Annotated in this window: 11 protein-coding genes and 2 tRNA genes; 8 read left to right on the top strand and 5 right to left on the bottom strand. The window is 43.1% G+C overall.

Going from position 1 to position 14,880, the window contains the following annotated elements; genetic code table 11:
• Positions 1 to 29: 29 nt before the first annotated feature.
• From E0D95_RS12445 to E0D95_RS12435, 3 genes are all read right to left on the bottom strand, one after another.
• Positions 30 to 725, bottom strand: a complete 696-nt coding sequence (locus E0D95_RS12445) for a helix-turn-helix transcriptional regulator (RefSeq protein WP_130804101.1) — start codon at positions 723 to 725, stop codon at positions 30 to 32.
• Between the two features lie 97 nt (positions 726 to 822).
• Positions 823 to 1,494, bottom strand: a complete 672-nt coding sequence (locus tag E0D95_RS12440; protein ID WP_130804100.1) for an HAD-IA family hydrolase — start codon at positions 1,492 to 1,494, stop codon at positions 823 to 825.
• On the bottom strand, positions 1,491 to 2,423 hold the full coding sequence (locus E0D95_RS12435; protein ID WP_130804099.1) for an RluA family pseudouridine synthase: 933 nt from the start codon (positions 2,421 to 2,423) through the stop codon (positions 1,491 to 1,493). Before E0D95_RS12435 ends, E0D95_RS12440 begins: the two co-directional genes overlap by 4 nt.
• 750 nt (positions 2,424 to 3,173) lie before the next feature.
• Here E0D95_RS12435 and E0D95_RS12425 point away from each other — a divergent pair.
• The 5 genes from E0D95_RS12425 (at position 3,174) to ahpC (ending at position 9,833) form a co-directional block, all read left to right on the top strand.
• Entirely contained in the window at positions 3,174 to 6,587 is a 3,414-nt protein-coding gene (locus E0D95_RS12425; protein WP_130804098.1) for an Rne/Rng family ribonuclease, read from the top strand.
• Positions 6,588 to 6,775: 188 nt separating this feature from the next.
• A complete protein-coding gene (locus E0D95_RS12420) occupies positions 6,776 to 8,617 on the top strand; it encodes a long-chain-acyl-CoA synthetase (RefSeq protein WP_130804097.1) in 1,842 nt (613 codons plus the stop codon).
• Positions 8,618 to 8,802: 185 nt separating this feature from the next.
• Positions 8,803 to 8,878, top strand: a tRNA-Lys gene (locus tag E0D95_RS12415).
• A gap of 142 nt (positions 8,879 to 9,020) precedes the next feature.
• Positions 9,021 to 9,096: transfer RNA gene (locus E0D95_RS12410), tRNA-Lys, on the top strand.
• 173 nt (positions 9,097 to 9,269) lie between these two features.
• Positions 9,270 to 9,833, top strand: a complete 564-nt coding sequence (ahpC, locus tag E0D95_RS12405) for an alkyl hydroperoxide reductase subunit C (protein WP_130804096.1) — start codon at positions 9,270 to 9,272, stop codon at positions 9,831 to 9,833.
• 50 nt (positions 9,834 to 9,883) lie between these two features.
• On the opposite strand, the gene E0D95_RS12400 is transcribed toward ahpC, so the two are convergent.
• The gene (locus E0D95_RS12400) at positions 9,884 to 10,804 is read right to left on the bottom strand and encodes a LysR family transcriptional regulator (RefSeq protein WP_130804095.1); all 921 of its coding nucleotides are present in this window, start codon (positions 10,802 to 10,804) and stop codon (positions 9,884 to 9,886) included.
• Between the two features lie 114 nt (positions 10,805 to 10,918).
• Here E0D95_RS12400 and E0D95_RS12395 point away from each other — a divergent pair, with 114 nt between their 5' ends.
• On the top strand, positions 10,919 to 11,674 hold the full coding sequence (locus E0D95_RS12395; protein WP_130804094.1) for an SDR family oxidoreductase: 756 nt from the start codon (positions 10,919 to 10,921) through the stop codon (positions 11,672 to 11,674).
• Positions 11,675 to 11,726: 52 nt separating this feature from the next.
• Here the strand turns inward: E0D95_RS12395 and hemW are convergent, their stop codons facing one another.
• Positions 11,727 to 12,884 carry a radical SAM family heme chaperone HemW gene (gene hemW / locus E0D95_RS12390; protein WP_130804093.1) on the bottom strand — a complete coding sequence of 386 codons (1,158 nt, stop codon included), beginning with the start codon at positions 12,882 to 12,884 and terminating at the stop codon, positions 11,727 to 11,729.
• Between the two features lie 124 nt (positions 12,885 to 13,008).
• On the opposite strand from hemW, the gene E0D95_RS12385 reads away from it, so the two are divergent.
• Positions 13,009 to 13,467: a DMT family transporter gene (locus E0D95_RS12385; RefSeq protein WP_130804092.1), complete on the top strand. Its 459-nt coding sequence runs from the start codon at positions 13,009 to 13,011 to the stop codon at positions 13,465 to 13,467.
• Between the two features lie 22 nt (positions 13,468 to 13,489).
• Positions 13,490 to 14,842, top strand: a complete 1,353-nt coding sequence (locus E0D95_RS12380; protein ID WP_130804091.1) for an MATE family efflux transporter — start codon at positions 13,490 to 13,492, stop codon at positions 14,840 to 14,842.
• The last annotated feature ends 38 nt before the right edge of the window (positions 14,843 to 14,880 follow it).

Genomic DNA, 14,880 nt, shown 5'->3' with positions numbered 1-14,880 from the left:
GGATGTATCCAGCATAAACAGAGTCATTGTCAGTTTTTGTCAGTAGTGTTGCAGACCTCTTTGAGCCACCATTTTTGAAAAAGTTGATGTTTAAACTGTGGGTAAATGTCTTGTGTTAAATCAAGTTGTTGAATTCGATCGATACGAAAATTTCGAAAATCTTGTCGTAATTCGCACCATGCAGCTAAAACAATTTTGTCATTAAAATAACCCATTGCAAACGGCCACAATGTTCTGGAACTTTCACGTTGCTGCTCATCCAGATAATTCACTGAAATTTTCACTTGCTGACGAATCGCCATGCGAATATTTTCCAGCACTTGCATATCCACAGGCAGCCAGACATTAAAAGCCCTCAGTGTCGTTTGCTCCAGCAAATGTTGCCGATGTGCTGGTAACACCGCATTCAACTTACTTAGAACGGATGTCGATGCCGACTGTAAAGATAAATCAGGTACACTTCTTAGCCAATGCAAAGCCAAAAATATCGCTTCCACCTCGTTTTCATTTAAGCTAATCGGAGGTAGAAAAAAGTCCTCTTTGAGTTGAAACCCCAATCCTGCACAAGCATCTATCCGCACACCTTGCGCACGTAAACTTTCAATATCCCGATAAACACTACGCTGGCTAATACCTAATCTTTCAGCCAATACCTGAGAAGTCATCGGATATCTCGCCTCTCTTAATTGTTGTAATAAATTGAGTAAACGTATAGAACGACTCATTTCCTGATCTCTTGTTCTTGTTATTTCAAAAAAGAACACAGCTAAATTGTTCTTTAGGGTCCATGGGGAGTGAGGCAGATCAATAGCATTTTACAGCTTAGAATTCAGCTTCTATTTTATCCTGAATAAGCTGATTTAAATATCTATGTAAACTGGCAATATCTTCTACAATGGTTAAAGGCTGGTACTGTTGTAACACGTCAACATCATGTACACCATAACTCACCCCTATACGCGGCATATCAATATTCATGGCCATTTCAAGATCATAACTACTATCCCCCACCATAATCGCATCTTGAACATCTACGCCTGTGAACGCCAAGATTTCTTCCAGCATTAAAGGATGCGGTTTAGACATGGTTTCGCTGGCCGCGCGGGTAATATCGAATAAATCATGACTATTCGTTTGAGTCAGTACACGGTCTAAGCCACGACGACTTTTACCCGTTGCCACCGCCAGTTTCATCCCTTGCGCTTTTAAATCCTGCAACAGTTCAGCTACACCATCAAACCATGCATCGTGTTTGGAGTTTTCCACATAATGCTCTCCATAACTCACCAAGATATCTTGCTGTAGATGAGGAACTTGAGGAAATAAGGTTTGCATCACCTCAGGTAAGCCTAAGCCAATAATGCTCTGTGCAGCTTCATCAGTTAAAGGCTGTTCAAACTTTGCAGCAGCAAATTTGAGACTTTCAACAATTTGTCCAACCGAGTTAAATAATGTGCCATCCCAGTCAAAAATAATTAGTTCAGGACGATTCATTTTTGTGCTCTCAACTGTGCCACGACAGTTTGAATATCTTCAGGTAGTGGTGCTTCTATCACAGGATAATCCGGTATTTCCAGACGCATGGCATGTAAACATAACCGTCGCGCTTCTGGGCCTGTGTAAACGGTTTGATGACCATACTTATCATCACCCACCAATGGATGTCCAATGCTGAGGCCATGCACCCGAATTTGATGCGTCCGCCCAGATAGCGGCGAAGCGTAAACTAAAGTCGCCGCTTTAAAACGCTCTGCCACCTTCCATTCCGTTTTACTTGGCTTACCCTCTTTAGATACACGCACACGACGCTCGCCATTGGCCAATTCATAACGCAATAATGGCGCATCAATCAGTTGTTTATCCAGACTCACCTGTCCCTTAACCAAAGCGGCATAGGTTTTACGAATTTTGTGTTCGCGCAATAAGTCCTGTAGATGTTTTAAGGTACTGCGCTTTTTACTGATCATGACCAACCCTGAAGTATCGCGGTCGATCCGATGAATCAGTTCCAGATACTTTTTACCCGTCGCAGCGCGTAATGCCTCAATTAAACCGTAGGCCACACCGCTACCGCCGTGCACCGCAATGCCTGCTGGTTTATTCACCACCAATAAACCTTCGTCTTCGTAAACCACACGTTGCAATAAGCTCTGTGCCACCTGATCACTCACAGGTGCGGCAGTTTCATCTTTTTGTTCATAACGAATTGGGGCAACTCGAATCTGGTCGCCAATATTCAATTTACTTTCTGCTTTAACCCTTTTTTTATTGACCCGAACCTGTCCCTCACGAATCAAACGATAAATTCGGCTTTTAGGCACGCCTTTTAAGCGACTAAATAAAAAATTATCAATGCGCTGTCCTGCTTGGTGCTCGTCCACGTCAAACCAAGTGACACTTTGCCATTGCTGTGTAGAATTCATACAGTATTTGAAACCCGATTATTTATTAAATTTGAGTGAAAAATAACCACTTAGACAGTTGATTTCACAAGAAACATCTATTTAGCCCATAGGCAGATGCTGCAAGGTTTGATATAGTCAGCGCACGGATACCGCCGTAAGTGAACAAAAACGGAAATATTTCAATGTTTATGAAATGCATTTTCGTTGAAGATTTCACTCAAAACTCGGAATGGTCCCAAAAGAATATGCCGACGCCGAAGGCTTATTATATCGGCAAAATGACAAACTGTTGCGTTTAATTATGCTTTTGCATAGGCAGTTTGTTGAAAAATATATGTCGCCAACCGTTAATGTTGGTTATTAAACGAAAACTGATGCACATCAGACACGTTGCGTCATCGTGACCTTTCAGGCTCAAGCGTTGATGCATTGGAACTGCCGAGCACCGATACGACGATCATTCCGTATCAAGACTTTACAAACCAAGTCTTCAAGCTCCGTGACAGTGAAAGTCATCATCCAATGCACCGCTCACTCGCCAGTGAAAAGTCAGGATTCGTCGTTAATCGAAACGAAATGAATACGCAACTGCTGACATCATCACCAGCATCATTCACCGAAGCTACATGTGAGATCAGGGAATTTTAGCAATCAGAGCAAAAATATTTTGTAATCTGAGTTAAATAAGATGCATGATGACTGCCAACAGTTGTCCGCTTTATCGATGTTCGCATTTGTCTGAGTGAGTCACTATTAGGTGTCACACCCATGAAACGTATGTTGATTAATGCAACTCATGCTGAAGAAGTTCGCGTTGCACTTATCACTGGTAATCGCCTTTACGATTTTGACTTAGAGAATCGTACCCGCGAACAAAAAAAATCCAACATCTACAAAGGTCACGTCACTCGCGTAGAGCCTTCTCTTGAAGCCGTGTTTGTTGAATATGGTGCACAGCGTCAGGGCTTTTTGTCCATGCGCGAAATTGCCAATACTTACTTTAAGGCTGACCCACGTCAAACTTCAAATATCCGCGAACTGATTACTGAAGGCACTGAGCTTTTGGTACAAGTGGAAAAAGAAGAACGCGGCAATAAAGGTGCTGCACTTTCGACGTTTATTTCGCTTGCAGGTCGTTATTTGGTGCTCATGCCAAATAATCCGAAAGGTGGCGGTATTAGTCGTCAAATTTCAGGTTCAGTTCGTGAAGAATTGAAAGAAATGTTGGCATCATTGAATATCCCACGCGGAATGAGCGTGATTGTACGTACTGCGGGGATTGGTCGCTCTCAAGAAGAGTTACAACTCGACTTGCAACATTTGCTCGATTTATGGAATCAAATTCAAAGCACTGCAAACTCTGGCCCATCTCCAATGCTGGTGCATCAGGAAGCAGGTGTCGTGACTCGTGCCATTCGTGATTATTTACGTGATGATGTCTCTGAAATCTTAATTGATAGTGAACAAGCTTATAACGAAGCCTATAACTTTGTGAAAGCGGTGATGCCGCGTCAATTAGATAAGTTAAAAACGTACACCCTGAATGAGCCTTTATTTGCTCATTTTGGCATTGAAAGCCAAATTCAAACGGCTTATGAGCGTGAAGTTAAACTGCCATCTGGTGGTTCAATCGTGATTGACCAGACCGAAGCCCTGGTTTCGATTGATATTAACTCGGCCAAATCGACTCGTGGTCACGATGTTGAAGAAACTGCGCTGAATACCAACCTCGAAGCAGCCGAAGAAATCGCACGTCAATTACGTTTGCGTGATATCGGTGGTCTCGTGGTGATCGATTTTATCGACATGACCAAAGATCGTAATCAGCGTATGGTCGAAGCTAAACTCCGTGAAGCGACTCAAAGCGACCGCGCACGTATCCAGTTTGGTCAGTTGTCACGTTTTGGTTTGATGGAAATGAGTCGTCAGCGTCTACGTCCATCACTTGAAGAGGCCACGGGTTATGTTTGCCCGCGCTGTCATGGTACAGGCATGGTTCGTGATTTGCGTTCTTTATCACTGTCGATTATGCGCAAAGTGGAAGAAATTGCACTGCGTGAACGTCATGGTGAAGTACAGGTTGAAGTTCCTGTTGAAATTGCGGCATTCCTGCTCAATGAAAAACGTCATAGTCTGGTCTATTTAGAACAAACTTCTGGCGTACGTGTGACCGTGTTACCACACCCTCACTTGGAAACACCACATTACGAAATTCAGTATAATCCTGAAGGTTTTGCACCTTCTAGCTATGAACGTACTGAAGCGACACGTTCTAGTGAAAAAGAACTCGGTTATGAGTCATCTGAATGGCATCTGGAAGAAGCAGAGCATATTCATGCTGCTCCTGTTCAGTCTGAGCAAAATAAACGTAAAGCTAGTGCTCAAGCATCTGCGCCTGCAACACAACAGGCAATGGTTGCCGCTAAAGCAGCCAGCCCATGTGCATGGTTAGAGAATCTGTTTGTACAAAAGCAAGCACAAACCATTGACCAATCACGTTCTGCGCAAAATGCAGCCTCAGCGATTGAGCAAATGGTCAATGGCGGTGCCGTGAGCCGTGGTCAATTTGGTCAGGTAAACATCGCTAGCGTGACCGAAACTGTGGCTGTTGCAGCATCAGGCAACAACGCTTACATGTCACAAGCACCTGCGGCTAAACAGGAAGCACGTGACACCGTTGAACGTGACGAGAAAAATAATCGTCCAAACAACAAGAAGCGTAAGCATAAAGATCAGCGCGAGCGTACCGATCGTGAACCACAACAACGTGAGCCGAACCCAGAGCCACAACCGACTCAGGTTCACGAAGAAGTCGTACAACTGTCACGTCATGAACAACGTGAATTAAAACGTCAGCAAAAACGTCAGCAACCGCAAGATCAAAACAACGTACAAAGTCATGCACAAAATCATGTACAAAATCATGCGCAAACTGAATCACATGCTGAAGAAGCTGTCCCACGTCGTGATCGTAACAACCAGCAACGTCCAAACCGCCCGAATCGTCATCGCGATCAAAGTGTGTTGGATCAAAATGCCAACACACCAAACAGCAAAGCTGTAACGCATGATGCAAAACAGGTCAAAGTCGATGTCGTTGATGCGCCACGTGATGACGTTATGGCAACTGCATTGGTGATTAATGTGGATCAGGCACAAAGTGAGATTGTGGCATTAAATCCACAAGTTGCATCACAAGAGCCGGCTAAAGTCACTGAGACACCTCTTGCGAATCCTGTAGAAGAAGCCGTGGTGAGTGAGGCAACTGTGGCTGAAACACCTGCATCAGTTGATGTTACCGAAACTGCGCAGCAACCTGTTAAACGTGCAAATAACGATCCACGTCTACGTCGTCGCCAGCAACGTGAAGCGCAACAGGCTAAATCGGTTGCAGCACCAAAGGTACAACCCTCGCAAATTCCTGAATTAGCGAACTATACTTTGGGCAGTCTGATTCGTCATGTCTATGGCGAAGACTGTACCGTACTGATCGAACAATTTGGATTAGTACCGACCTTTAACCGTGCTTTGGTGAAATTTACTGAACAATATGCCAGCAATTTAGTCACAGAGACAAAAACGGTTGAAGAAGACAAAAAGCCTGTGACACGTGATGCTCAGCTTACCGCTAAAGTGGCTGAAGAAAGTGAACCAGCACCTGTTTTACCGCTGACGCCACCAGAGGCATCGGCCAGTCGTGTTGCCAATGATCCACGTGAACGCCGTCGTTTAGCGAAACAAGCGGCTGAGCAAGCGCATGAACAAGCGAAACAGGCAAATGAAGTCGCTCAAACGACAACACAAGCAGATGAAGTGGCAGTTGCTGCTGCTGAAGCACCTCAGGAAGCGACAGAGACAACCGTTGCTACGGCCGAAAATGTTACACCTGTTGTTCAAACTGAGCAGGTAGCGCCTACAGATGAGGTCAAAACCACTGAGGAATCTACCAGTACTGCGGAGTTTGAGGCTACGGCAGAACCTGCTTCTGTGCCTTCTCAAGCGCAACCTGTACAAGCAGAACTTGATGTTGCAGACACAGAAGAAAATTCATCTGCTGTAACTGATGAAGAAAATACTGGAAAAACAGCAACTAAAGCAAAGAAGGTAGACAGTGACAAGCCTAGCCGCCCACGTCGCCCACGTGGTCGTCCGCCTAAAAAGGCAAGCACAACAACTGAATAATTTGCATAATTGCATGTAACTAATGAAAGCCTAGTCATTTCGGTGACTAGGTTTTTTTTGATACTTTATGTCAGATTAGGTTGATTGCACTAGTGCAAAACCTTTAAAACAACCTTTGCGTCAAATGATTGCATGCGTTTCTTCTATATTAAATCGCATTGGACTGATCGAAAAATAATAGGATGTATATGAGCCAGACTGCACAACCCGATATCATTACACTTGGAAATGTGGCTTCGCGCCTGCCAGGCTTTTTACCTAAAGTACCGCATATTCTTGCCGGTCTAAAACAAGCCTATTTGCGCACATCGTCTAGCCCCGCTGGTTTAGGTATTGCATTTGAGAAAGCAGTCAAAAGAAATCCTCAGGGAGCTGCGCTTTTATTTGAAGAGCAACGTTATAGCTATCAGGATTTAAATGAATGGGCCAACCAGATTGCACATTATTATTTATCCATTGGGGCACGCAAAGGTGATGTGATTGCAGTCATGATCGAGAATCGATCTGAACTCATTGCGACCGTCATTGGTCTGGCAAAAATTGGCGTTGCAATTGCATTGGTCAATACTTCACAAACAGGCAAGGTGCTGACGCATAGTATTAATCTGGTCAAGCCCATTGCACTGATTTTAGGCGAAGAAGTACGTGCCTGTGTTGATGAGATTCGTGATGATCTGGAGCTACCATCAGACCGTTTCCATTGGTTTGCAGATCAGCCAACACGTCAAAATGTAGGTTCTGCACCTACTGGCTATCTCAATCTGGCTGAAAAAATCGATCATTTTGCTAAATTTAACCCACCGACAACCCATACAGTGCAAGGTAAAGATGGTTTATTTTATATTTATACCTCTGGCACAACTGGTCTGCCTAAAGCCGTGATTTTCACGCATAGTCGCTGGACACTGGCGTATGGAACCTATGGTCATATTCTGGATTTGACCCCAGATGATGTGATGTACGTGACCTTACCAATGTATCATGCCACAGGAATTGTGGTGTGCTGGTGTGGCGTGATTGCTGGCAGTTCAACGCTTGCCTTGCGCCGTAAATATTCGACCAGTGCATTTTGGAAAGATGTACAAAAGTTTAATGCCTCAGCCATTGGCTATGTAGGCGAGTTATGTCGCTATTTAATGGATGCCCCACCATCTGAACTCGATCGTGCTCATCGCGTGACTAAAATGATTGGCAATGGTATGCGTCCAAACATCTGGGACAAATTCAAACAACGTTTTGGCATTAAAGAAGTGCTTGAGCTGTATGCTTCAAGCGAAGGCAATGTTGGTTTTAGTAATATCTTTAACTTTGATAATACGGTCGGTTTTTCTCCAACACCGTATGCGGTGGTGAAATACGATAAAGAAAAAGGCGAAGCCATTCGTGACAAAAAAGGCCATTGTATTAAAGTTAAAACAGGAGAAGTCGGTTTATTGATTGGTAAAATCACCCGTCGTTCACCTTTTGATGGTTATACCGACCCAGAAAAAAATAAATCTGTAATTTTAAAAGATGTCTTTAAAAAGGGAGACTCTTACTTTAATACGGGTGATCTGGTACGCGATATCGGCTTTCGTCATGCACAATTTGTCGATCGTTTGGGCGATACGTTCCGCTGGAAAGGTGAAAATGTATCGACCACTGAAGTTGAAAATATGGTCTGTGAATATGACAAAATCACTGAAGCTGTGGTGTATGGCGTTGAGATTCCAAATACCAATGGTCGTGTAGGTATGGCCGCGATTACCTTAGCTGAAGGCGTCGAGCTGAATCAGCAGGATTTAAGCGATATGGCTGCCACATTTAAAAAATGTCTGCCGGCCTATGCCGTTCCGGTGTTTTTACGTGTACAAGAAGTCGTTGAAACCACAGGTACCTTTAAATATCAAAAGAACAAACTCAAGGAACAGGCTTTTGATCCGAGTAAAACAGATGAACGTTTACTGGTGCTTTTACCAAATGCCGATGCCTACTGCGATGTAACTTCTGAGATTTTTGAAAACATTCAGGCTTACAAATATCGTTTTTAGTGTGTTTTTTAACTAACCAAGAGAAAATCGTGCTTTTTATAAACAGTTATGCGATTGTTTTTCAATTTTCTCTTGTGTTCGTTGAGGATCTTGCTAAAATACGCTCCATCAAAACAACGGCGGTGTTAGAAATAATTTTATTTTCTTGCACTTCATATTCAAGCGTTGCTTGAATATTTCGTTCAGGGTCGTTAGCTCAGTTGGTAGAGCAGCGGACTTTTAATCCGTTGGTCCCGCGTTCGAGTCGCGGACGACCCACCATTGATTGTTTTGATCTCAGTCAAGATTTCAATTTTTGATTTCTTGCAAATGGTTAAAGTGATGTTGCATGACTTTAACAGAAATTGATGTTATCAATTTCTCTTGCACTTTATATTCAAGCGTCGCTTGAATATTTCGTTCAGGGTCGTTAGCTCAGTTGGTAGAGCAGCGGACTTTTAATCCGTTGGTCCCGCGTTCGAGTCGCGGACGACCCACCAGATTCTAAAAAGCCTTAACATTTTTTGTTAAGGCTTTTTTTATGCCTATGCTATTTAAAAATCTAAATATCCGATTAAATTTATAAAAATTTACTGTTTTTACGATTTAAATAAATACGTTATCTTGGTTACCAAGTTAAGAAACTTTCTCATTTAACCAAGAGGACTTCAACATGAGTTTAATCAATACTGAAATCAAGCCATTCCAAGCCACCGCTTATCAAAATGGTCAATTCTTTGATATGACTGAAGCAGATTTAAAAGGTAAATGGTCAGTTGTGTTCTTTTATCCAGCAGACTTTACTTTTGTGTGTCCAACAGAACTTGAAGATTTGGCAGATCAATACGAAGAATTTCAAAAATTAGGTGTTGAGATTTACTCCGTTTCAACTGACACGCATTTTACCCATAAAGCATGGCATGACACCTCAGATGCTATTGGTAAAATCCAGTATGCCATGATTGGCGATCCAACATGGACCATTGCTAAAAACTTCGATGTATTGATTGAAGCAGAAGGTCTTGCTGATCGTGGTACGTTTGTGATTGATCCAGACGGTAAAATTCAAATTGTAGAGATCAATGCTGGTGGTATTGGTCGTGATGCTCAGGAATTACTGCGTAAAGTCAAAGCTGCCGTCTATGTCCACAATCATCCGGGGGAGGTCTGCCCAGCCAAATGGAAAGAGGGTGATGCAACTTTAGCACCATCGATTGATCTGGTGGGTAAAATTTAAGCCTGAAAGCCTAGAGATTTAAACCCCACTAAATCTGGGAAAAACCACTTCTACAAAGGAAGTGGTTTTTTATTTTCACGTTGTAAACAACATTGTTGTTGTAATACAGGAATGAGCCAACTCATGAACACATCCAGACGCCGTGGAATATATTGCCGATTTGGATAAAGTACATTCAGTGCTAATGCCGAACACACTTCATAGCTTAAAAATTCAACCAGCCTGCCCTGCTCTAAATCCTCTCGCACATCATAATAAGGAATTTGAATGATGCCTAAACCAGCGCGCGCTGCCTGAATATAAGCCTCAGTATTATTCACACTTAGGTTGGCATTTAATTTGATTCGTTCATGTCGACAAAAGAAAATCCCCTGTTGCTCTCCGACACCACTTGGATAATTGATCATCGAATGTTGTTGTAAATCTTCTAGCGTTTGCGGCGTCCCGAATTGTTGTAAATAATCGGGACTAGCGCAATTGACCATCTCTAAATACCCGACTGATTTGCAAATCAGACTACTATTTTCCAGTGTCCCGACACGCACCACGCAATCGACTTCCTGCTCGACCAAATTGGTTAAATGATCAGAGCTATGCAGTTGAATTTGAATATTCGGATACTGCTGAAAAAAGTCAGGCAATGCAGGTACAACAATCTGATGCGAAATGCGGCTGGGCATATCAACTTTTAATATGCCTTGATAATCCTGATTATGCGTTTGAATCATCTGTTCAAGCAGTTGATAGTCCATGAGTAAATTTTGACAGTCGGGTAAAATTCGTTTTCCATCCTGCGTCAGGCTAACGCGTCGTGTGGTACGTTGAAATAATCGGACTTTATAAAACGTTTCCAGACTCTGGATAGCGGATGTCACTGTAGAGCGCGGCAAATCCAGACGTAGCGCCGCCTCACTAAAACTTTCCCGTTTGGCAACTTCTATAAAAATTTCAAATTGCTGTAGCCGATCCATTTTATTGTTCGTGATTTCTGAATAGTGAAACTAAATTAGCATAATTGATGGTTACACGATTCAAATTTAGACTCATAAATATCCAAAATAGTCTGATTGAAAGGAAAGAACATCATGGCAGCACAAACTTTAAAAGATAAAGTGGTTTTAATTACGGGCGGTGCAAAAAATCTGGGCGGTTTAATATCACGTAAATTTGCTGAACAAGGCGCGAAACTGGCCATCCATTACAACAGCGAATCGACCAAAGCGGATGCGGAACAAACTTTGGCTGATGTGAAAGCACTTGGAGTTGATGCGATTTTGTTGCAAGCTGATCTCAGTTCAATTGATCGCATCGAGGAACTTTTTGTCAAAACTAAACAACATTTTGGCGGAATTGATATTGCCATTAATACTGTAGGTCGTGTGCTCAAAAAACCTATTGTGGATACGACAGAAGCTGAATTTGATTCGATGAGCGACATTAATTCCAAAATCGCTTATTTCTTTATTCAGTCGGCAGGTCATCATTTGAATGATGGCGGTAAAATTTGTAGCATCGTTACCTCATTACTCGCAGCTTATACAGGGCTTTACTCAACCTATGAAGGTTTAAAAGCCCCCGTTGAACATTACACCCGCGCTGCGTCTAAAGAGTTTGGTGAACGTGGAATTTCAGTGACTGCGGTTGCACCGGGTCCCATGGACACGCCATTTTTCTACGGTCAGGAGGCACCAGAAGCAGTGGCTTATCACAAATCAGCTTCTGCGCTTGGCGGTCTGACTAAAATTGAAGATATCGAACCGTTGGTGCGTTTCTTGGTCACTGAAGGCTGGTGGATTACAGGGCAAACCATTTTTGCGAATGGGGGTTATACCACGCGTTAATCACAATATCTTTTTATAAGCTGGGAGCCCTCTTTTCTCAGCTTTTTTTTGTTTACAAAAAACTCTCCAGCACTGAATTTAAAAACATATGCCCCTGCTCAGTACAGGCGATTCGATCGGGATCATCCAGCAATAACTTTTTCTGACGCAAACCATTCAAGATCGGTTCAATCTCAGCCAACGGCAAACCTGTGCGTTGTGTATACAATTTTGACTCGACACCTTCATTTAACCGCAAAGCATTCATCATAAATTCAAAAGGCAGCTCCTCTGCTGCAATACGCTTCCATTGTCCATGTTCAGCAGGAACTTTGGCCAAATAATCTTTGGGTAATCGGGTTTTTTGAAAACGATAAATACCATCAGGTTGCGTGACTTTGCCATGCGCCCCTGCCCCGATTGCCAAATAATCGCCAAATTGCCAATAATTTAAATTGTGTGCCGATGGTCGCTCTTTACGCCATGCTGAGACTTCATAATTAATAAAGCCTTGTGCTTTTAAATATTGCTCACCTTGTAGTTGAATTTGTTCAAGGGTTTCATCCTGTGGCAAAACCGGTTGTGTTCTAAAAAAAACCGTATTGGGCTCAATGGTGAGTTGATACCAACTGATATGCGTTGCTCCATTTTCCACCGCCAATTTTAAATCGAATAAGGCTTGTTCAAGCGTTTGTTCAGGTAGTCCATGCATTAAATCGACATTAATCCGTTTAAACCCCGCTTGCCTAGCCAGCTGAATCGACTCAATGGCATTGTCTGAACTGTGAATTCGCCCTAAGCGTTGTAAATGCTCACGATTAAAACTTTGCACCCCAATGGATAAACGATTAATTCCGGATGTTAAATAATCTGCGAATGGATCATGTTCGACTGTACCAGGATTGGCTTCGAGCGTAATTTCACATCCTTCTTCAAAGGCAATCATGACGCTTAGCCGTTCAAATAGCCATTGATAACCCTGTGCCGAAATCAGCGAGGGTGTTCCCCCACCAATAAATACACTGTGAATCTTGCGCCCCTGAGCAAACTCAAGTTGTGTTTCAAAATCGGCTAACAGCGCCTGTAAATATTGCTGCTCAAGTTCTAACGACAAAGCCCCGTTGGGTACAGCATGTGAATTAAAATCACAATACGGACATTTGCGTACACACCATGGCATATGAATGTACAACGATAGTGGAATTTCGGCAGGATCAAGTAAAACAGTCAAGAAATATGCTCAGGCAATCAAACACCGTTAGTTTAACATGACTACAGCAATCCCCCGACCTCAAGTACAGCGAATTCATTTAGACTGGAACATGAATGAAAAAGAACAATAAGGAACGCTACAGATGAAAATAAGCTCGGAGTTATTGATTTTATTACCTTTAGCTTTAGGTATCGGCATTGCCATGTCCATTCAAACAGCTTTAAATACACAGCTAAGAGAGTATCTTAGCTCGCCTTTACAGGCTGCTTTTTTTTCTTTTTTAATCGGCACTCTGCTGCTTGGGGTATTGGTGAGTTTTCAAGATGTCGAGAAACCATCGTTATCACAACTGATGCAAATCCCGTGGTGGTTATGGCTGGGTGGTTTTTTAGGGGTTTATGCAATTAGTCTGAGCATTTATACTGCACCTAAATTGGGTTTATTAACCCTGTCTGCACTGATTATTTTTGGTCAATTGAGCATGTCCATGCTACTGGATCATTTCGGTTGGTTGGGAACCGATCGGGTTCCATTCAACTGGCAAAGGCTGGTCGGAGCAATCATTATTTTCGTTGGCGTGATATTGACCCTGCAACGATAATTTTTATAGATGAGTATTTTTTGTGTCAAATACTGCGGGTTTCCGCTTTGAGTTAAAACAGCTTTTTCATTTAATGTGGCCGATTCTGATCACGCAATTTGCACAAGCAGGTCTTGGGCTGATTGATACGATTATGGCAGGCCATTTGTCTGCCAATGATTTAGCTGCAATTGCGGTGGGTGTCGGTTTGTGGATGCCCGTCATGTTACTATTTAGTGCGATCATGATTGCCACCACGCCGTTAGTGGCAGAAGCCAAAGGCGCCAGAACACCTGAACGTATTCCCGTGATTGTGCGTCAATCGCTTTGGGTGGCATTGGTGCTGGGAATCATCGCCATGCTTGTTCTTCAACTTATGCCTTTTTTGTTGCCCATTTTAGGCGTACCCGAAAGTTTACAAGCCAAAGCTGGACTGTTTTTACATGCGATTGGCTTTGGTATGCCAGCGGTCACCATGTATGCAGCTTTACGAGGTTACTCCGAAGCACTGGGTTACCCACGCCCTGTGACTGTGATTAGTTTATTGGCATTAGTGGCACTAGTTCCTCTCAATTATCTGTTTATGTATGGCATTGGTCCTGTGCCACATTTGGGCAGTGCAGGCTGTGGTTTTGCCACGGCGATCTTACAGTGGCTCATGCTTATAACCCTTGGTGGTTATATTTATCGGGCCAAAGCCTATCAATCTACTCAAGTGTTTCGCACTTGGGACAAAATAAATCCTGATTTGGTGCGACGCATTCTAAAGCTCGGTTTTCCCATTGGTCTAGCCGTGTTCTTTGAAGTCAGTATTTTTAGTACAGGCGCGATTGTACTTAGCCCACTCGGCGATACGTTGGTAGCGGCACATCAGATTGCCATGTCGGTCACCTCGCAACTGTTTATGATTCCGATGTCACTTGCTATTGCGCTGACCATTCGTGTGGGCATGTATTATGGTGAAAAAAACTGGATTGCCATGCGCCATGTACAAAAACTTGGCCTAGCAACTGCCACTTTTTTTGCCATTTGTACCATGAGTCTGATCTGGTTCGCTCGCCCACAAATTGTTGCCATTTATACCCAAGATCCAGCCGTATTTAATGTTGCACTCTATTTATTGCTATTTGCTATGGCGTATCAACTGATGGATGCATGGCAGGTGGGCGCAGCAGGTTGTTTACGCGGTATGCAAGACACAAAAGGTCCTATGTGGATTACCCTGATCGCCTATTGGATCATTGCTTTTCCAATCGGGATTTATTTGGCTCGAGTGGCTAAGATGGGACCCGCGGGTGTCTGGCTCGGCTTGATTATAGGACTGTGCATTGCATGTGTATTACTTTTAGCCAGATTGCATAGCAATAATCGGAAATTGTCAGCACAAACACCCTAAATGATCAAATCCTGACTCGAAATAACTGGTCAGGATTT

The organism is Acinetobacter ihumii, from assembly GCF_900625095.1.
Taxonomy (GTDB): domain Bacteria; phylum Pseudomonadota; class Gammaproteobacteria; order Pseudomonadales; family Moraxellaceae; genus Acinetobacter; species Acinetobacter ihumii.
Note: the sequence above shows the minus strand (reverse complement) of the source record. Positions and strands in the feature narration are given on the sequence as shown.

Excerpts from the sequence above, each read along its gene's own strand:
- E0D95_RS12385 (WP_130804092.1), top strand. The coding sequence starts at position 13,009 with ATGAAAATAAGCTCGGAGTTATTGATTTTATTACCTTTAGCTTTAGGT.
- E0D95_RS12445 (WP_130804101.1), bottom strand. The coding sequence starts at position 725 with ATGAGTCGTTCTATACGTTTACTCAATTTATTACAACAATTAAGAGAG.
- E0D95_RS12435 (WP_130804099.1), bottom strand. The coding sequence starts at position 2,423 with ATGAATTCTACACAGCAATGGCAAAGTGTCACTTGGTTTGACGTGGAC.
- ahpC (WP_130804096.1), top strand. The coding sequence starts at position 9,270 with ATGAGTTTAATCAATACTGAAATCAAGCCATTCCAAGCCACCGCTTAT.
- E0D95_RS12400 (WP_130804095.1), bottom strand. The coding sequence starts at position 10,804 with ATGGATCGGCTACAGCAATTTGAAATTTTTATAGAAGTTGCCAAACGG.
- E0D95_RS12425 (WP_130804098.1), top strand. The coding sequence starts at position 3,174 with ATGAAACGTATGTTGATTAATGCAACTCATGCTGAAGAAGTTCGCGTT.
- E0D95_RS12395 (WP_130804094.1), top strand. The coding sequence starts at position 10,919 with ATGGCAGCACAAACTTTAAAAGATAAAGTGGTTTTAATTACGGGCGGT.
- E0D95_RS12420 (WP_130804097.1), top strand. The coding sequence starts at position 6,776 with ATGAGCCAGACTGCACAACCCGATATCATTACACTTGGAAATGTGGCT.
- E0D95_RS12440 (WP_130804100.1), bottom strand. The coding sequence starts at position 1,494 with ATGAATCGTCCTGAACTAATTATTTTTGACTGGGATGGCACATTATTT.